This window comes from Peribacillus sp. NPDC097225, from assembly GCF_044761955.1.
In the GTDB taxonomy this organism is placed as follows: domain Bacteria; phylum Bacillota; class Bacilli; order Bacillales; family DSM-1321; genus Peribacillus.
Map to the genome: position 1 here is coordinate 870,266 of NZ_JBIWDJ010000001.1, position 19,061 is coordinate 889,326.

The window sequence follows — 19,061 nt, forward strand, 5'->3', positions numbered from 1 at the left end:
CTTATCGCGTCATCATCTGTTGAACGATTTCCCTATTACGTCTTTTGAATATTTCATTATGTGAAGAAACCATTCCCACCTTGTGCGCATCAGGCTGGATGAACTGTTTCGCTTGATTGACTGCATTTGCGGCATCCTGGAAGGTACCCGCTATTAAGTTCACTTTCCCATCATACTGAAGAATATCCCCTGCGGCATACATCCCTTCTACAGAGGATTCGCTGGTTGCATTGCCTGCAATATAATAATGATCGGCCATATCCACCTTCACTTCACTGTTTTCCAGGAGCGAGGCATCACGCTCATACCCATGGTTGATGATCACTTCATCGATTGATAAATGAGAAACCTCCCCTGTTTCATGACTCGTTAGTTCTACACGTTCAATGACTTCATGATTGGTACAAGCGACCAGTTTTGTAATGGACGTATTGAACAGGCATTCCGCAGAACTTTTCATCAATTGGCTTATCTGTGATTCATGACCCGCCAATGCATTTTTTCTATAGGCCACATAGACCTTTTTGGCGATAGGCTCCAATTCATTCGCCCAATCGATAGCAGAATTTCCACCACCTGAAATGATTACCGTTTTATCCTTGAATCGTTCTAAGGACTTTACCGTGTAATTCAGATTGGACACTTCATAACGCTCTGCCCCATCGATTTCCAGCTTTTGTGGATTCAATATCCCGCCACCGACGGCCACGATGATCGTTTTCGAATAGTGCAGGCCGCCGGAAGACGTAAGCAAGACAAACATCCCCTCTTCATCCCGCTTGATCGACTCCACCTTTTCATTCAATACTACCGTTGGATTAAAGGTTAATCCCTGTTCCACAAGTTGATCAATTAACTTAGCTCCCGTAATAGGTGTCTGTCCCCCAACATCCCAAATCATCTTCTCAGGATATACATGGATCTTCCCACCTAATTGTGGCTGATATTCAATGATCTTTGTCTTCATTTCTCTTAACCCACTATAAAAAGCGGAATAAAGGCCAGCAGGCCCTCCCCCAATTACGGTTACATCATAGACATCGTACTGTTTCACTCATGACCACTCCTCGGAAACCAAATGTAATTGATTCTCATTCTCATAAATTAAATGTACACTCTTTTCTTCTTTTTTACAAATTTTTCTACTAAAGTTCTTTTCTCTTTTTTTACTTGGGTCGCCGCTTACACCTGTTGTACCTGGGGCTCAGATTGTACGTGATAAGGAGATTCATAGGATGCAGAACCGCTTCTTTTTGTAATTTTTCGATTTATTTAAAAATAAAAGCTTTGACTTAATGATGAAAATGATGTAAATTACCAATGGGCGAACAATTTCATAAAAAAATATTACAACATTCGTATATAGAGGTGTAAACAATGGAAAATGTGTTTGATTACGAAGATATTCAATTAATTCCCGCTAAATGTATAGTTAATAGTCGTTCGGAATGTGATACTACTGTAAAGTTAGGTAAACATACCTTCAAGTTACCTGTGGTACCTGCGAATATGCAGACCATTATAGATGAGAAAGTCGCTACATCCTTGGCTAAGAATGGGTACTTCTATATCATGCATCGTTTTGAACCAGAAAAGCGCAAAGCTTTTATTCAAGATATGCATGCGTGTGAGTGTATCGCTTCCATCAGTGTCGGAGTCAAAGAAGAAGAATATGGGTTCATACAAGAATTGGCTGAAGAGCGTATTGTACCGGACTACATTACGATAGATATCGCGCATGGCCATTCCAATGCTGTAATCAATATGATCCAACATATCAAACATCACTTACCTGATAGTTTCGTAATTGCAGGTAACGTCGGTACTCCAGAAGCCGTAAGAGAATTGGAAAATGCCGGGGCGGATGCAACAAAAGTTGGAATTGGACCAGGTAAGGTTTGCATCACGAAGATCAAGACAGGATTTGGTACGGGTGGCTGGCAGTTAGCAGCGGTGCGTCTATGTGCAAAGGCCGCAAGTAAACCGATTATTGCGGACGGTGGCATTCGTACACATGGGGATATAGCGAAATCTATTAGATTTGGTGCCACTATGGTGATGATTGGTTCATTATTTGCAGGCCATGATGAATCTCCAGGCGAATTGGTTGAGAAAGATGGAAAGATCTATAAAGAGTACTTTGGTTCAGCTTCAGAGTTTCAAAAAGGTGAAAAGAAGAATGTAGAAGGCAAGAAAATGTTCGTCGAGCACAAAGGTGCGTTAAAAGACACATTAAAAGAAATGGAACAAGATCTTCAATCCTCCATTTCTTATGCTGGTGGAACGAAATTAGAAGCGATTCGAACTGTAGATTATGTCATCGTGAAAAATTCAATTTTTAATGGTGATAAAGTTTATTGATCATTCAACCCATACAAAAAACGGTGCAGCGGCTAGGCGTTGCACCGTTTTTTCTTATTCAATTCACAAATAGATACAACTTCTTATCATGATCATCAAGCGTTCGCTGGCTCTTTTCCGTAAAATCCATCCATTTCACTTTTTTACATCGTTCTTCTAACCGGGCATTCAGCTCTTCTTCGATCTCACACATGAACCGAATGATTTCTTCATAAGGCATGTTAAAATGTCGGGCCGCGAGTCGCGGCGGAGAATGCTTTACTAATAATCTCATAAATTGATCGACCGTTTCCGCTTTTGAAGCCAGGTAATCTTCTTCATACACGATAAATTCATATACTTGCCGCTTCATGCCCGTAAGTCTGGACACTTCGTCCCGCAATAGAAACTCCATTAATCTTTCGTTCATATGCTCTACCTCGTATATGGTTATATTTCAATTCTAAAAGAATCATCTTGAAGTGTACTTCCTTACAAACCATCAAGTTCATCTCATACTCTATGATAATGGTACTGTAAATATCATAGTATATGTTGGTTGCCGATGAAAGGTTATCTTCACAAAAGGACATGATCGTTTAGAAGTGGAGTGAATTTTTCCCTTACCCATGAATACTCCTTGGAATTTTTGACAAAATAAAGGCATGCTTTCATTCTACCCTGAAATTCATTTATTTTTGAATTTAAATGAATATTTTGGTTAAAAAAACTATATAATAGATGTAATATTTAGTTAATTCTAAAATTTGGTATGGAATTTAGATATGTATAGGGGTAAAATAAAGCATATGGCATCTTGTTTTTTCTTAATGTTTCCGAGGAGTTAAAGGGTGGGTATAGTACGTACATAGTGGCAGCTGAAATGCTGTCCGACATATCGGTTGTTTTCATTTGTTCAGAATAACAATGAAAAGAATAGGAGTGATTTTGTTTGAAACCTTCAACAAATCGCATGTTAACCCGTATTAAATCCGTTTATATGTTCATTAGTAACAACGGTACGGTTTCTACTCAAGAGCTTGTAGAAGAATTTGGCATCACTCCTCGAACAGTGCAACGCGATTTAAATGTCCTAGAGTACAATGACCTTGTTCAAAGCCCAAGCCGTGGTGTTTGGACAACAACAAGCAAAAAAGTGAAGATGTCATCTTAAAAAAAGAATGACCACCCGAACAAAATCGATATGTAAAAAGTAATTTGAGGCGGACTACTAGTCCGCCTCATTTTTTGTTGTTTATTCAGCAGGCTGACCTGCCTTCAGCTGTTCAAGTTCTTCTGCCGTTAACTCCCGGTATTCCCCAAGTTCAAGATCCTCGTCTAGTTGCAGGCTTCCCATCGAAAGACGCTTCAGATATACGACTTTCTTTCCGACAGATTCAAACATCCGCTTCACTTGATGGAACTTCCCTTCCATTATCGTCAACTCGATATCAGAAGTCAGGCCCGATTTTAAAATGTTCAATTCGCCTGGTTTCGTTTCATACCCATCGTCCAGGGTGACACCGTTACGGAATGCTTCAATATCCCGTTCCGTGACTTCACCATCAATGACCGCAAAATATGTTTTCGGCACATGTTTCTTCGGGGATAGCAGCTGGTGTGCAAGCTTGCCGTCATTCGTGATCAACAATAGCCCCTCTGTATCTTTATCCAATCTGCCGACCGGGAATGGTTCAAAGACCGCGTCCTCCGGCTCAAGGATGTCGATGACCGTCTCTTGGTGTTTGTCTTCCGTTGCCGACAATACGCCCGGAGGCTTATTCATCATTAGGTAAATGAATTCTCTATATTCAACCCGTTCGTCATGAACTGTTACGATTTCAACATCAGGGTCCACCTGTTCCTTCGCGTCCTTCAATATCCGGTCGTTGACCTTCACGGCTCCGGACTTCAGGAGCTTCTTCACTTCTTTCCTGCTTCCGTACCCAATATTGGATAAAATCTTATCAATTCTCATTGTTTCCTCCTAAAGCCTTTTCAGTAAAAAGCCTTGCCCATTTTCATGACAGGCAAGGCCAATATATTTAAATCAGGGGATAATATAACATTACCCTTTTTCTTACATTTAAAACACAATCTTTTTATAATCCCAACTTCTTCTTCAACCTATCAATTCTCGTACCGAATAGGCGATGGGCAAGTTTGCTCTTCAAGGAGAGCGCCGCGTAGATCAGTGCCCCAAAAATCGCACATACGGCGGAAATCAAGATTGCCTGGAATCGGCCTTCCGAAGTTAACCAAAGGGATAACAAGCTGTGCAGACCCCAAACGGCAAGTCCCATTATCGCGGAAAAAGTCGCCATCAAGACGGTCCTTCTTATCGTAAGGCTGTAACGATAGCCCGTAAAGTAGTAGATGACGTACAAATTCAATAGGACTGCGGCCAGATAGCCCAGTGCCGTCGCATATACGGAACCTTCCGTTTCAAATAATTTGATCATCGGAATGTTCAAGCTCAACTTCACTAAAAATCCGACTAGCAAACTGAGCACCGTGTATTTTTGCTGATTGATACCTTGTAATACAGCGGCAGAAATCGAAAAGAGCGCAAATAGAACCGACACGGGCGCATAAGCCTTAAGTACACTAATCCCAAGCAAATCGTGACTGTAAAAGGCACTATAAATCGGATCGGCAAGCACCGACATCCCAACGACCGCCGGAATGGTTATGAATAATAAGATTTGAAAAGCCTGATCAAGCTGGCGGGTGAACTCGGTTTGATCCTCGCTTACAAAAGCTTTCGTCACCGTTGGCAATAACGCCATCGAAAATCCGGTAGCAAGTGTCATCGGAATCACGACAAGCTTTTGGGCATATACGTTGAGAACCCCTAGTGCCTCCTCGGCCACATGCAGTAAGCCAATCGAAGACATTGCCCTGTTGAAGGTCATCAAGTCCGCGAATTGGAACAGAGGCATCGCGATCCCGACAAAGATGAATGGAATCGATGATAAGAAAATCTCTTTATAAATCTGGATCAAAGAGATGGACATCGTCCCCCGGTCTCTCTCCTTCAAGCTGTCCAAATACGGTTTTTGTTTCTTCCAATACCAAAACAAAACGACTAAACCGCCGAGTGCTCCGACAGTCGCCGCAAATGTTGCGATCTGGATGGCTCTCACCAATTCACCGTCAAGGACATGCAGGACAATATACACACCGGCCAGTAGAAATACGATTCGGACGATTTGTTCGACGACCTGGGAAATCGCCGTTGGCTCCATGGCTTCATGCCCTTGGAAGTACCCGCGGATGATGCTCATGAATGGCACAAGGATCAAAGCGAAGCTGATCGCCCGTATGACAGAGGTGATATCGCTCACGCTGTTCTTATTGACGCCAAGCATGGTAGTGAAAACCGGTGCCATTGTAAAAAGCACCACAAAGGCGAGGAACCCGGTGATCATCATTAACTTCAAGCTCGATTTGAATAGCTTTTCCCCCACTGCATATTCCTCGAGCGCATTATACTTCGATATAAATTTAGAAACGGCAAGCGGCATGCCAGCCGTGGCGAAACTAATGAATATCGTATAGGGAACATATCCATATTGATAGAGTGTGGCCCCTTTATTTCCAACCATATGTTCAAATGGGATGACGTAAAATAAACCAAGAACCTTGGAAATAATCGCTCCCAGGGTTAATATAAAAGCCCCTTTTAAAAACTTAGACGACATTTTATCCCTTCCTGCCTCTTTCAGTTACGTTTCACACGCTCTTTATCTTAACATAATAAAGGATTTTTTCTATAGAAAACTACACTCAAGTTTATCGTTTTCACGGATTTTATACAAACAAATCATTCCTTTTTATTGTAGTTCGCATTCTGACAGGGTCTTGCTATATAATGAAGAGACTGAAAAAAATAAAGGCGTGATCATTTTGAAATATGATGTAATAGTAATTGGCGGTGGCCCTTCCGGATTGATGGCAGCCATTGCGGCTGGCGAAAAAGGTGCCCACGTATTATTAGTGGATAAAGGCGAGAAATTAGGCAGGAAACTAGCGATATCAGGTGGCGGGCGCTGCAACGTGACGAACAGGCTCTCCATCGATGAAATCATTCAGCATATCCCTGGAAACGGGCGATTTTTATATAGTGCGTTTTCTGAATTCAACAATGAAGACATCATACAGTTCTTCGAAAAGTTAGGCGTGGCCCTAAAGGAAGAAGATCATGGCAGGATGTTCCCGGTCAACGATAAAGCACAAAGCGTTGTCGATGCCCTATTGACGCGCCTGGCCGATTTGAAGGTGAAGATCTATAAGAATTCCCCTGTCGCTGAGGTTCTCTATGATAATGGGAAAACGAGCGGCGTTCGCTTGAAAGATGGTCAAATCTTCGAAACGGATGCGGTCGTGATTGCCGTCGGGGGGAAATCAGTCCCGCAAACAGGCTCAACCGGTGACGGCTATGCTTGGGCACGTAAGGCCGGACATACAATCACCGAGCTGTTCCCGACGGAAGTCCCGGTCCTAAGTAATGAAACATTCATTAAAGAAAAGACGCTACAAGGGCTCGCACTTCGAGATGTTTCATTAAGCGTACTGAACCCAAAAGGCAAAACGTTGATTACGCATAAAATGGACATGCTCTTTACGCACTTCGGAGTATCCGGACCAGCCGTTCTTCGGTGCAGCCAATTCGTCGTCAAGGCGATGAAAAAGTGGAACCTCGCTGAAGTGACGATGAAAATCGATGCCCTTCCGGATCGAAACAAAGAAGAAGTCTTCCAAGATATCGCAAAGGAAATCAAGTCCGAACCGAAAAAGGCAATTAAAAACACGTTAAAAGGACTTGTACCGGAACGGTATCTCCACTTCTTGCTGGAACGGAGCGGAATCGACCTTCAAGAACAAGGTGCGACGATCTCCAATGAAAAAATCCGCCGCTTCGCCGAACTATGCAAGGATTTCCAATTCGGTGTCCATGGAACCCAGTCGATTGAAAAGGCCTTCGTAACGGGTGGCGGCGTATCCGTCAAAGAAATCCAACCTAAGGAAATGGCCTCCAAACTAATGGACGGGCTGTATTTCTGTGGCGAGATTTTGGACATCCACGGATACACGGGTGGCTATAACATCACTTCAGCATTAGTGACCGGTCGACTTGCCGGCATGAATGCTGCATTATATGCTCGTTCATAGAATGTAAAGAGGCTGATCCCGTTCGTTACGGGATCAGCCTCTTTTGTGTAGCTATGATTTGTCCTTGGTAGGAATTCAACCACAAATGGCCATTATTCAACCACAACGCCGATTTATTCGACCACGCCTACCCTTAATTCAACCACGATTCGCGTTTTTTCAACCACGATCCATATTCCATCCCTCGGCTTCCTCAGGGTGATGGCGGTACACCTCAAGGTCGACCTTGCCATGTTCCGTGATGTGGATTCCTTCACTCTCTAGTAAGAAGATTTGTTGGGAAGCCAGCCCTTCCTGTTTTAAGCCAATTTCACCCTTCGCATTGATCACCCGATGCCAAGGAAGGTTATATTTCTTGCTGCTTGAATGAAGAATGCGGACGACTTGCCTTGCACCGCGCGGGTGTCCAGCCAGTTGGCCGATTTGCCCATACGTCATGACTTTCCCAGGGGGAATATGTTGTATGATACCGATTACCTCTTCAGTAAAGCGCTCCAACTATCTCACCTCTGCCTGGTTTAGTTAGCTATGATTGTGCACGTTTCATCCGTCATGAACACGCCATGGTGCTTCATTAACATGGATTTCAGTGTCGGGGTCAGCCTACATTCATCATAGGCACAAACAGAAACCATGCCCTTTTTTGCAATGATTTGATTGACGCCCTTTTCATATTCGCTAATGCTCTCGAACACGACTTCCTCACTTCCCCCCCATTCAACGTGGCCCCAGGTTTGCAGGGAAACATCATTCGCCATGTATCCCTCCACATTCCTTAAAAAATACTCGACCATCGTGTTGGGATGAAAGTCTCCTTCAAAGCAGTAAAAATCAAAATTATTGATATGGTGCACTTTCTTCAGCTGTTCGTCATTTAATTGTCCTTGTAATTTCTTATATACGAAAGGAAAGATCCGATCATTTTCGACGACCATTATATCGTTTCCCTGTTCAACACCGGAAATAATGAATAGGGTTTCGTTATGAATATAAGTCTCCAGTTCATCGAAACAGTAGAACACATGGCCTCCGTTTGATTTCTTTAGTTCTTTCATGAGTTGCTTCATATTGTTATCCAAAATGGATCTCCCCTTTTAATACACCATCACACTGTATTACGTCTAACTTTACCTATTCTCTTCGCAGAAGACAAATCCCTTGAACAGTATGGCCTGTTTTTTACATGTAAAAAAAACCGACACCAAGTCATATGGGTCGGATTTCACCTTTTTTTATAAATGATCATCGCACTAAAACAATAAATCTGTTCATGTTCCTCTTCACCGGTCGTGGCGACATTGTATTTAATATCGACGATTTGACTATCACGGATATCGACGAGAAAGTCATTCATCTCCTCTTCCAAATCCTTTTCATGCTCATAATCAAACAACTTCACTTGAATCATTGGCTTTCCCCTGCCTTTTTAACGTTTGATGGTTATTGAGCAGGGTGCCCATTTTATTCATGGATTATACGTGTTACTTATAAATCCGATAGTAAAGCCACCGCTTCATTGCCGACTTCTTCAGTAGAACTATTTCCTCCCATATCAGGAGTGAGCACCTTTTTATCGACCATCACTTGTTCAATGACACCCAGTACCTTCTTGCCCCAATCTTCATGACCGAAGAAATCAAGCATCTGGCTCGCAGACCAAATGGCGGCAAGCGGATTGGCGATGCCTCGCTGCGCTATATCCGGTGCAGAACCATGGATGGGTTCGAACATGGACGGATACGCTCGTTCAGGATTTAAATTGGCCCCGGCAGCCAGCCCCATCCCTCCAGCAATGGCGGCGCCTAAATCGGTGATGATGTCACCGAACAAATTGGAGGTGACGACGATTTGAAACCTTTCAGGCTGTTTGACAAAGAACATGCTCGCCGCATCAACCAGGTAAGAATGCGTTTCCACTTCCGGATATTCCTGTCCAATTTCCTCGAACACCTCATCCCAAAAAACCATCGAATAATTCAAGGCATTCGCTTTACTGATGCTCGTTAGCGTTCTTCCCGACTTCCGTGCCAATTCATAGGCGTAACGGATAATCCGTTCCGTACCTTTACGGGAAAAGACACCTGTCTGTAACACCACTTCCTCTGGCTTTCCTTTAAATAGCCAATCCCCTGCACCGGCATATTCTCCCTCGCTGTTTTCGCGGATGACCACCATATCGATTTGGTCGTGAGTCACATCCTTCAGTGGACAAGGCGCACCCTTCAGCAACTTAATGGGACGGACATTCACGTATTGATCGAATTGCTTCCTTATTTTCAATAACAGTTCCCGTAAGGAAATATGATCTGGAACACCAGGATAACCGACTGCCCCAAGATAGACGGACTCGAATTCCTTCAACCGTTCCAGCCCATCATCAGGAAGCATCTTCCCATGCTCCAGGTAATATTCGCACCCCCATGGAAAATAGGTGAATTCAAACGAAAAGTCGCCCGCTAATTCAGCTACTTTATTCAATACTTTTATACCTTCATCAATTACTTCAGGACCAATTCCATCTCCCGAGATGACCGCTACTTTATGTACATGCACTTGACAGATTCCCCTTTGTCTATATATTCTGACTTAAACATCCTTATTTTAACATATCCCCAGAAAAAAGAGCCCTCCGAAAGAAGGGCCCCACTCATTTAGCTCGGAAATATGCACGTCTTTCCGCATACCCCTTACACTGTGCACAAACATGTATCTTTTTTCGATCTTCGTTCAGATAGGTCGTGACGTCTTTCGTCTTCCGTTTGCAAAAGTAACAAGGCTTCTTGAAAAACCCCATCACTTAACGATGACTTCCCCTGTCCAATGCATCATTCCGCCATCCATGTTTGCCACTTTATAGCCTTGCTCCTGAAGGTAATGGCATACATTCTCACTGCGGCGTCCTGAACGACAGATGAAGATATATTCTTTATCCTTATCGAAGTAGTCAAGGTTGGCAGGGATATCATTCATGCGAATGTGCTTCGCTCCTTCGATCATGCCTTCTTGCACTTCTTCGTCTTCACGGACATCGACAAGCTCAATCGCTTCTCCTGCCTCAACCTTTGCTTCAATTTCTTCTGGCGTAAAAATTTTAATTTGTTCCATTATAAGCACCCCAAGTTATCGTTTAATTTGTCTTGTATATTATAACAAAACTTTCAGGAAAACATGACTATTATGGATGGCATATAACAGACCAATCATTCGAAAAAGTATTTCTCTCCACCTCTGGCCTGCCATCGTTATCGTAACATTGATTGGTTGCTTCCATGAATTCTCGATGTGTAAAATATGTACGGGCAAAAAGCATCGACATAATCAAGAAAAATATTAAAACACCAGCTAATACCATATACTTTTTTTTATTCAAAACGATACGGACTTCCCCTTCATTGATATAAAGGTTTCAACCTTAATTATACAGGTAGTTGGAAAATGTGGAAGTCCGTAACACATGATCTTTATACCGTACTTACTGCTTTATTCCTGTACACCATCCTGGCCAAAAGTGCACCTAACAAGGCTGCTATCATGAGAATGCCAAATAGGATGGAATAACTCGCAACAATCCCTATGAGCGTGGAAGAGGCGATGCTTCCGAAATATCGGAACGTCGAGAAGATGCCTGAAGCCGAACCGGAGACTGACTCATCCACCGCTTCAAGCGAGGCAACCTGCATACTGGTCAGTCCCAACCCTATAGCCAACCCATTTAACACGAGTGTAATGGCCAAGTAGATAAAAGACTGGGAGGAAATCACGAAAAATAATAAGAAATTCGATACCACCGTTACGGCGAAAGAAAAGAAGATGACTTTTGCCGATACGAATTTTCGGTTTAGTTGCCCACCCATCATATTGCTGAGTGCCATGGAAATCGAGAACAGGGATAGCATGATTCCGCTCATGGATGTTGACATGTTCATTTTTGTCGTCATGATCAACGGCATGACAAGCAAGATTGCATACATGATGAAATTGTTTAGCAAGACCGATATGTTGGCATTCGCAAAGATAGGACTCTTAAACAATTGGAAATCGATGATCGGCGACGGAACGGAACGCTCGCGCTTCACGAATAGCACAATGAATAAAAGGCTCACGATTGCAAGAATGATAGACACCCTTGTCGAGTTTGTATGCGTCAACGATATTAATAAGGTTATTGATATGGCCAAATAGATGGAACCGAGTACGTCCAACGGTTTATTGGATGACTTTTTCTCAAGCTTAGGTATGAGGAACATACCGCCAGCAAGGGCACCGACTAAAAAGGGGACATTGACCCAAAAGATCGCTTTCCAACTAAGTACCGCGATTAACAACGATCCTACGAGAGGACCGACAGCTGCGCCAAGACCCATCCCCATCCCGAATAGTCCCATGACGCTAGATAAACGTTCACGTGACACCGTATGTCGAATCAAGGCGACCACATTCGGTATCAGCAATCCTCCACCGATCGCTTGAAGAGATCGAAAGACAACAAGCATGATCATATTTGGAGCCAGTGCGCATCCTATGGAAGCCACAAGAAATAGGGCTGCACCGACTATATAGATCTTGCGGTTTCCATAAATATCACCCAATTTGCCGGCAATCGGCTGAGTGACGGCCATGACAATCAGATAAATCGTAACCACCCAGGTCGTACTATGTATATCCAATCCATAAAATCCCGATATGGAACCGAGCGCAATGGATATCATCGTTGAATTGATGGGCACGAGGAACGCCCCCATCAATGTTAGTGCTATCATCAGGAATTCTTTTTGTTTACTCATACTTTCACCTCTTACATTCTCTATCCAAAGGGTAATTAGCCAATCATCGTAACGGTTCCTGTATTGCCGTCGACAATGACCCAATCCCCATCATGTAATCGTTCCGTTCCCACTTTCGTTCCTAAAACGGCGGGAATCTGATACTCCCTTGCAATAATTGCGGAATGAGATAGCATGCCCCCTGTATCCGTAACGATCGCTTCTGCATCCTGAAAGAAAGTCGTCCAGACGGGAGTCGTGTTTTTACAGACCAATATATCCCCCTTTTGAAACTTGGATGCTTCCTGCATGCTGGAGATCACTCGGACCGGGCCTTCGCTAATACCTCCGGAAGCCGCGATGCCTTTCATCACATTCCCCGTATTCTCCTTATCTTCTTCGAGTGAGCCGAATACCATTTCCACGAAGTTCCGCTCTTTTTCCGACGGTTTCCCAAAATAAGAAGGAGCTTTTATTTTACCTTGAATCTCATATTGTTTCTTTCGTTCCTTCACGACTTCCATCAAGGAGTGAGGTTCATCCAGTGCAGCGAGGATCTCATCTTTATATACAAACCAGATATCTTCCTTATCGTCCAGCACTTGCTGCTGCACTAGAAGCTCACTCACTTTCAATAAATATAACCGGGCCTTCGCGTCAAACATGGCATCGATATAAAAGTGATGATCATCCGTGATAACAGCCGCATCCAAAGCCAATTTATACTGTTCTTCAAATGCTTCCAGATCGTTGGGATCCTTGATTCCGTTGATGATCTTTTGATACATCTGTTTTCTGGCCGTGACAGCCGACTCGAATTCTTTGTCAAAATCATGTTCATTCAGTATTAAGTTCTTGATGATTTGTAACACATGCTCATGGTTCTCAATCCATGTATCTTCTATAAAATCATGTGACTTGGTGGAACGGTATCCGTACACGCTGACGAAGCTCTCCACACGGTTCAGAAAGTCCTTGCCCCTGCCGACGGTGTTGAGGTTCTGCAACAGGCTTCCTTCTTCCGATTCCATGAACACCTTCATCAAAGAAGGTTCCGCTTTTACTTTCAATGATAACTCCCAAAGCAAATGGTCGGATTCCAGTGACTTATTCATGACGCCAGCCAAAGATTGATAGAGTTCATGTAAAGGTGCATCTCCCGTTGCTTTTAGATAAATGGTCTCCAATTTCCTGTTGATATGATTGCTCGGGAAGACAATCATGAAGTGCCAGAAATACACATCCTTATAAAAGGCCTCTAACTCTACTAATCCCTTTTTCACTTTGTCGACCGTAAATGCTTGAGCCCTTTCCCCATCTAAATACCGATAGATGGGAATCAATTGATCATAGATGATTTCATACATCCGATCCCTCATTCGCGGATACATTTCCTCCATTAGTTTCTCTTGTTCTGCTAACAATTGGTTTGGGTCGGTTTCAAAGAAAGTCTGTTTCCCATAATAGTATCCGTTATGAGCTTTCATATTGGTATACCCCGTAGGTTCCTTCAATGCATCAACGGCCATGGCCATGCCTTCATAAAAAGGCTGGGTGACGATGGAAGTGAACAATGGCGAGATTGGGTTCGGGAAAAACGTATCAAGCAAAAACCAGAATTCATCCTCGTCTTTCCGTTCCAACAGGTAACCTTTCCTGGCTTCTGGCACGGATTCCTTTTTCTTCACTTCAGTCGTAATCGGCCTTGCTTGTAAAAGGTAGACTTGTTGGTCATGAATGCCAAACTCCAAATCTACAGGATGGTTATAATAGTTTTCCACTTTCAAGGTCATTTCTATTAATCTATGAATCAACTTATCTGATAAGCAATAGGCATTCCGTTCAGTCCGGTCCGTCGCCACTTCCATTGTTCCAGAGGAGTCGGAAATGATTTTCATTTCTTTACTGCCCTTTGCTCTTTCCATTTTCGTACCATCTCGACTGACCAAATAGGTATCCGGTGTGACCAAGCCCGATACGACGGCCTCACCCAATCCATAACTGGCATTGATCAAGATACACTCCGGGTTATATGTAACAGGATCTTGACTGAAAATCACCCCTGAAATATCTGAATAGATTTGACCTTGAACGACAATCCCCATTGAAATGCTATCTGACCCTTCAAAAATATTCTCGGTATATTGCTGTACCCTGTTCTCAAAGCAAGATGCCCAGCATGATTTTACTTTACCTAAGAAATCCTCTTCCGTTTTTACATTCAAATAGGTTTCATATTGACCCGCAAAGGAGGCCCCTTCCAAATCTTCCGCACCAGAAGAAGAACGAACGGCCACGGCAGGATAACGTTTCCTCAATTCCTGGAAAGCGGTCAATACATCCCTTACTAAATCATCCGGGATGACCGCCTCCATAACCTCCGTTTGGATGGATTCGCTCTTTATATCTAATTGATTCTTTTCGAGGAAGTGTGAAAAGGCCACACTTGTGATGACGAAACCATCAGGTACAGGCATGCCCAATTTCGACATTTTGATTAGATTTAGCGCTTTTCCACCTACCATTTCATTACACTCGGTTGCATGATTGAATCTAGCTGTAAACATCTACGCTTATCCCCTTTCATTCATAACCCATAAATAACGACACAAACAAAACCAATGAACAGGCAGGAAAACCCATACATTGGCTTCGAATCCATTTTTAACAATAAAGTAAAATGCTTTACATTTCACATGAAAACTTGCCAAATCACAACAATTGGTAAAATGTAATCAAAATAAAAAAAAGGGACTTCCATTGAAAGTCTCTTTATTTTTCCAACCACTTGTGAGCACAGCACTTCTTTTACCACTTCTCAACCAAAGGCGGTAAGGATCAGGGCAATGGCATTGAATGTACCGTGGATGATCATGCCGGGAACGACTGATTTGGTTTTTTCATAAGTCCAAGCAAAGAGGAGGCCGGATATAAAAGTGACCGGCAAGACATTATAGTTTGGGATATGAACGATCATGAAGATGAAGGAACTGAGAAATAATCCAGCCTTCAAGCCGTATTTACTCCTTAGCCACCTATAAAGAAAACCCCGATATAAGATTTCTTCGTAAATAGGTGAAATGATTGCCGCCGACACGAAACCGAGAACGAAATGGATGGGGGTCAAATGGGCCTGAACACTTTCCGTTTTACTATTTTCATAGCCGATCCCCACTATATCCATCACGATGAGAATCAGGATGCTGACCACAATCAATACAAATGACCAGCCGATGATATTCTTCCAATAGCTTCTCTGAAACTTACGTAACCCCACTTCATTCCATCTTAGGCGTTTCGGCTGTAAAGCAAGTGAATAGACGGCCAGCATAAAGATGATTGACATGATGAAACCGACCAATGTTCCGGAATATAAATCGTCTTGAAATAATTCCAATAAGAAATTCGCCAATAAAAACTCGATAAAAAACGGTACCAGGACTAAAACAAGTACAAGGATGGAAACAAGTTCCCTCCAGGACCATGCTCTACTTTCAAAATATGTATGCAAGACCATTCCCCCCTCTAAACGTTATCTTCAGTTTAAAAGGTTACGTAACGTTACCTGCAAGCACTTTCTACAAAAATGACCAATTTTGGCGTCATACAAAAAAATGACCGCAAGCAAATGCTGCGGCCACCGGTCCATACTTTTAATGTTTGAATGCTCGTTGATATTGCTTTGGAAGTTCAATCTGTTTATTCAGCGTTTTAGAAGCCTCTAATGTCCAGTAAGGATGACGGAGCATCCCTCTTCCCACTGCCACCAAGTCGGCTTCTTCGTTGCCAATGATCGAGTTGGCAAGAATCGGGTCTTCCAATCGGCCTACAGCAATTACTGGGACGTCCAGCGCTTTTTTGATTTCTCTCGCTAATGGCGTTTGATAATTGGCATGCGTGCCCGGTCTTCCATCAGCGCCAATCGGTCCTTCTCCACCGGAGCTGACATGGAACATATCCACTCCCGCTTCTTTAAAGACTTTCGAAAACTTGATGCTCTCTTCGATTCCATATCCTCCATCCACATACTCTTTAGCAGAGATGCGCATGATCAAAGGCATATCGGCAGGCATTTCACTTTTCGCCGCTTTAATGACTTCCACTCCGAACTTGGTCAGGTCTTTCCCGTATTCGTCTTCCCGCTTATTCGTAAGTGGAGAGGTGAATTGGTGAATTAAATAGCCGTGTGCACCATGCAACTCAATGACGTCGAATTCAGCTTGTACCGCTCTTCTGACAGATAGACGGAACTTCTCGACCATTCCCTTCACTTCTTCCGTTTCCAAGGCTCTCGGCGTTTTATACGTTTCATCAAAGGCAATCGCCGATGGGGCAACAGGTGTCTCTGCATCTTCGGCTTTGCGTCCTGCATGGGCGATTTGGATGCCGATTTTTGCTCCATATTGATGCACTTCATCGACAATCTTAGTGAAAGCCCCAACTTGATCGTCAGACCATAGACCAAGGTCGCGATTGGAAATCCGGCCATCCGGTTCCACATCGGTCATTTCCACGATGATCAAACCTGTGCCGCCAATCGCTCTGCTTACATAATGATGTTGGTGCCAGCTTGTCGGTACGCCATCTTCAGCCATGACTGAATACTGACACATAGGTGGCATGACGACTCTATTTTTAAGATCGAGATTTTTTATAGAATAAGGGGAAAATAAATCTTTCATAGTATCTAACTCCTTCTCAAAGTATTATAATGCATGCACATGCATTTATATCATGCACAAAAAGTAGTGTCAACTAATTCAAATCGACCGATGCTCAAATCGGCTATTGTCATTGATCCATCCTATTGGTACATTTAATTTAACGAATGGTACATGTAAAATAGGTAAACAGAGGGAGGCAAAAAGATATGTCCCATGAACAATCCCTTATAAATACTTGGTTATCCTTTACACATATACATGCCGAGCTCTCCAATGACCTTGATAGAGCCTTGCAGGAAAAGCACCAAATGCCCTTGAATGAGTTTTACGTTTTATTGTACTTATCTCAGGCACCCGAAAAAAAATTGAGGCTTTTGGAATTACAGCGGCTTGTCGGGTTAAGCCAAAGTGCCATGTCCAGGCTTTCCGTCAGGATGGAAAACAAAAGTTGCGGGGTAATAAAACGGCTCGGATATGAAGATGACCGACGTGGCGTATGTGCCCTCATCACGGATAAGGGTGAGCAGCGCCTTCGCGAAATGTTGGAAACGGTTAACGAAACGCTTAACACATCATTATCCAACAGTGACATGGGTACAGCCCTTGCTTTTTTCATGAATGGTCAATCATCGAGTAAGGACGATTGAATGAAAAAAAGAGATAGACTGCAAGCTCGTCTATCTCTGCCTTTCCTTAAAAATCGAAGTTGTCAGGATCTGGTCCGACTCGATGATTCTGATTCATTTCATTCATTCGCGCCATATCTTCTTCCGTTAGTTCAAAATCAAATACCGAGGAGTTCTCCACGATTCGATGCTCTTTTGTCGACTTTGGAATCGTCACGATTCCATTTTGTAAATCCCAACGTAAGATGACCTGGGCCACGGATTTTCCATACTTGGATGCAATCTCTTGAAGGTCCTTATTATCTAATAATTCACCTTGCATTAATGGAGACCAAGCTTCCAATTGAATGCCTTCTTGTCGGCAAAATGCCAGCAATTCCCTTTGAGTTAAGCGCGGATGACATTCAACTTGATTGACCATTGGCTTCACTTCTGCCTCATTCAATAAATCCTTCAGATGGTGGATTTGGAAATTACTTACCCCGATCGCTTTTACCTTTCCTTCTTTATAAAGAGTCTCCATTGCTCTCCAAGCTTCTTTATATTTCCCTTCGACTGGCCAATGAATCAAGTAAAGATCAAGATAATCCAAACCTAGCTTCTTTAAGCTAGTCTCGTAAGCAGCGAGTGTCGATTCATAGCCTAGTTCGGAATTCCAAACTTTTGACGTTACAAACAAATCCTCCCTTGCAATGCCCGCTACCTCTAGACCTTCGCGGATTCCTTGCCCTACTCCCTCTTCATTCGCATAAATGGCTGCAGTATCAATGCTACGATACCCGTGTTTAATGGCTACTTTGACTGCATTCACCAACTCTGGACCTTCCTCCACTTTAAATACACCTAAACCGAACCAAGGCATTTCGATGCCATTATGTAATGTTGTTGTTGCTTGTAAACTATTGACCATAATCAGAAACCTCCAATTTTTATTATCCACTATAAGAAATGTCTACTGCTTTTAGGCATCATCCACCCCACCATCCATTATGATATATTTTAGTAGTAAAATACAGTAATGTACTTTAAAGGATAAGGCGTATGGTGATTTTCAGCACCGGGTATGTTGAGCGAGAAACTGAAAATTGACAAAGGAAGGAACCCTTATGTCCCGTGTAGAAAACTATATACAGCGGGGGAACATTAGGAAATGATTAATAGGAGGAAAACATGAGAGTACTATTTGAGTTAATCCGGATTCTTTTATTATTCGGTATTATCGGCGCATTGTGTTCCGTTCTGTTAGAGAATGTGTATCAGAGTTTCGGAATAGATTATAATCAGTATAGCTACTTCGGTTCTGTGGCCATACTTATATTATTGTTTGTTTTATATAGAAACAAGTTACAATTCAGTGGGTGGTACAAAGGGAAAAAAGAAAAGCTGCCAAAAAGGGTTACCCAGGTCCTTTTCTTATTCTCCATCATATTGTTATCTTTACCTCCCCTATTACAGTTTATGAGCTAATCATTGGGAACGTAATTATATGTGAG

General features: G+C 42.8%; 19 protein-coding genes. 5 read left to right on the top strand and 14 right to left on the bottom strand.

All coding sequences use genetic code 11. The annotated features are described in order from the left end of the window. Nucleotide 1: 1 nt before the first annotated feature. Nucleotides 2-1,054, bottom strand: a complete 1,053-nt coding sequence (locus ACIQXH_RS04285) for an NAD(P)/FAD-dependent oxidoreductase (protein ID WP_403122220.1) — start codon at nucleotides 1,052-1,054, stop codon at nucleotides 2-4. A 323-nt stretch (nucleotides 1,055-1,377) separates the two neighbouring features. Here ACIQXH_RS04285 and guaC point away from each other — a divergent pair, with 323 nt between their 5' ends. Further along, nucleotides 1,378-2,361 carry a GMP reductase gene (gene guaC, locus ACIQXH_RS04290; RefSeq protein ID WP_403122222.1) on the top strand — a complete coding sequence of 328 codons (984 nt, stop codon included), beginning with the start codon at nucleotides 1,378-1,380 and terminating at the stop codon, nucleotides 2,359-2,361. Between the two features lie 58 nt (nucleotides 2,362-2,419). Here guaC and ACIQXH_RS04295 read toward each other — a convergent pair whose 3' ends face one another. Further along, nucleotides 2,420-2,770, bottom strand: coding sequence for a hypothetical protein (locus ACIQXH_RS04295; protein ID WP_402874708.1), 351 nt, complete (start codon nucleotides 2,768-2,770; stop codon nucleotides 2,420-2,422). Between the two features lie 522 nt (nucleotides 2,771-3,292). Between ACIQXH_RS04295 and ACIQXH_RS04300 the strand changes: the two genes are divergently transcribed. Then, entirely contained in the window at nucleotides 3,293-3,514 is a 222-nt protein-coding gene (locus ACIQXH_RS04300; RefSeq protein WP_402874705.1) for a DeoR family transcriptional regulator, read from the top strand. An 81-nt stretch (nucleotides 3,515-3,595) separates the two neighbouring features. Here ACIQXH_RS04300 and ACIQXH_RS04305 read toward each other — a convergent pair whose 3' ends face one another. Next, nucleotides 3,596-4,318: a pseudouridine synthase gene (locus ACIQXH_RS04305; protein ID WP_402874702.1), complete on the bottom strand. Its 723-nt coding sequence runs from the start codon at nucleotides 4,316-4,318 to the stop codon at nucleotides 3,596-3,598. 124 nt (nucleotides 4,319-4,442) lie between these two features. Continuing rightward, nucleotides 4,443-6,044, bottom strand: a complete 1,602-nt coding sequence (locus ACIQXH_RS04310; protein ID WP_403122224.1) for a putative polysaccharide biosynthesis protein — start codon at nucleotides 6,042-6,044, stop codon at nucleotides 4,443-4,445. A gap of 205 nt (nucleotides 6,045-6,249) precedes the next feature. Here ACIQXH_RS04310 and ACIQXH_RS04315 point away from each other — a divergent pair, with 205 nt between their 5' ends. After that, a complete protein-coding gene (locus tag ACIQXH_RS04315) occupies nucleotides 6,250-7,515 on the top strand; it encodes a BaiN/RdsA family NAD(P)/FAD-dependent oxidoreductase (protein ID WP_402874696.1) in 1,266 nt (421 codons plus the stop codon). A 159-nt stretch (nucleotides 7,516-7,674) separates the two neighbouring features. On the opposite strand, the gene ACIQXH_RS04320 is transcribed toward ACIQXH_RS04315, so the two are convergent. The 9 genes from ACIQXH_RS04320 to ACIQXH_RS04360 all read right to left on the bottom strand — a co-directional run bounded on the left by ACIQXH_RS04320 (nucleotide 7,675) and on the right by ACIQXH_RS04360 (nucleotide 16,960). Further along, complete coding sequence (locus ACIQXH_RS04320; protein ID WP_403122226.1) at nucleotides 7,675-8,013, bottom strand: MGMT family protein; 339 nt, start codon at nucleotides 8,011-8,013, stop codon at nucleotides 7,675-7,677. 20 nt (nucleotides 8,014-8,033) lie between these two features. Beyond that, nucleotides 8,034-8,594 (bottom strand): MEDS domain-containing protein, encoded by a 561-nt coding sequence (locus ACIQXH_RS04325; RefSeq protein WP_403122228.1) that lies wholly within the window; start codon nucleotides 8,592-8,594, stop codon nucleotides 8,034-8,036. A gap of 143 nt (nucleotides 8,595-8,737) precedes the next feature. Further along, nucleotides 8,738-8,923, bottom strand: coding sequence for a sporulation protein Cse60 (locus tag ACIQXH_RS04330; protein WP_402874688.1), 186 nt, complete (start codon nucleotides 8,921-8,923; stop codon nucleotides 8,738-8,740). Nucleotides 8,924-9,000: 77 nt separating this feature from the next. Continuing rightward, on the bottom strand, nucleotides 9,001-10,068 hold the full coding sequence (locus ACIQXH_RS04335) for a tartrate dehydrogenase (protein ID WP_403122230.1): 1,068 nt from the start codon (nucleotides 10,066-10,068) through the stop codon (nucleotides 9,001-9,003). A 240-nt stretch (nucleotides 10,069-10,308) separates the two neighbouring features. Further along, complete coding sequence (locus ACIQXH_RS04340) at nucleotides 10,309-10,620, bottom strand: rhodanese-like domain-containing protein (RefSeq protein ID WP_402874682.1); 312 nt, start codon at nucleotides 10,618-10,620, stop codon at nucleotides 10,309-10,311. Between the two features lie 356 nt (nucleotides 10,621-10,976). After that, the gene (locus ACIQXH_RS04345) at nucleotides 10,977-12,299 is read right to left on the bottom strand and encodes an MFS transporter (protein ID WP_403122232.1); all 1,323 of its coding nucleotides are present in this window, start codon (nucleotides 12,297-12,299) and stop codon (nucleotides 10,977-10,979) included. A gap of 35 nt (nucleotides 12,300-12,334) precedes the next feature. Continuing rightward, nucleotides 12,335-14,845 carry a PEP/pyruvate-binding domain-containing protein gene (locus ACIQXH_RS04350; RefSeq protein ID WP_403122234.1) on the bottom strand — a complete coding sequence of 837 codons (2,511 nt, stop codon included), beginning with the start codon at nucleotides 14,843-14,845 and terminating at the stop codon, nucleotides 12,335-12,337. Between the two features lie 251 nt (nucleotides 14,846-15,096). Then, a complete protein-coding gene (locus ACIQXH_RS04355; protein WP_403122236.1) occupies nucleotides 15,097-15,795 on the bottom strand; it encodes a CPBP family intramembrane glutamic endopeptidase in 699 nt (232 codons plus the stop codon). A gap of 136 nt (nucleotides 15,796-15,931) precedes the next feature. Continuing rightward, complete coding sequence (locus tag ACIQXH_RS04360; protein ID WP_403122238.1) at nucleotides 15,932-16,960, bottom strand: NADH:flavin oxidoreductase/NADH oxidase; 1,029 nt, start codon at nucleotides 16,958-16,960, stop codon at nucleotides 15,932-15,934. Between the two features lie 188 nt (nucleotides 16,961-17,148). Between ACIQXH_RS04360 and ACIQXH_RS04365 the strand changes: the two genes are divergently transcribed. Next, nucleotides 17,149-17,589 (top strand): MarR family winged helix-turn-helix transcriptional regulator, encoded by a 441-nt coding sequence (locus tag ACIQXH_RS04365; RefSeq protein WP_402874668.1) that lies wholly within the window; start codon nucleotides 17,149-17,151, stop codon nucleotides 17,587-17,589. A gap of 46 nt (nucleotides 17,590-17,635) precedes the next feature. Here the strand turns inward: ACIQXH_RS04365 and ACIQXH_RS04370 are convergent, their stop codons facing one another. Next, a complete protein-coding gene (locus ACIQXH_RS04370; RefSeq protein ID WP_403122240.1) occupies nucleotides 17,636-18,478 on the bottom strand; it encodes an aldo/keto reductase in 843 nt (280 codons plus the stop codon). A gap of 260 nt (nucleotides 18,479-18,738) precedes the next feature. On the opposite strand from ACIQXH_RS04370, the gene ACIQXH_RS04375 reads away from it, so the two are divergent. After that, the gene (locus ACIQXH_RS04375; protein ID WP_402874664.1) at nucleotides 18,739-19,035 is read left to right on the top strand and encodes a hypothetical protein; all 297 of its coding nucleotides are present in this window, start codon (nucleotides 18,739-18,741) and stop codon (nucleotides 19,033-19,035) included. The last annotated feature ends 26 nt before the right edge of the window (nucleotides 19,036-19,061 follow it).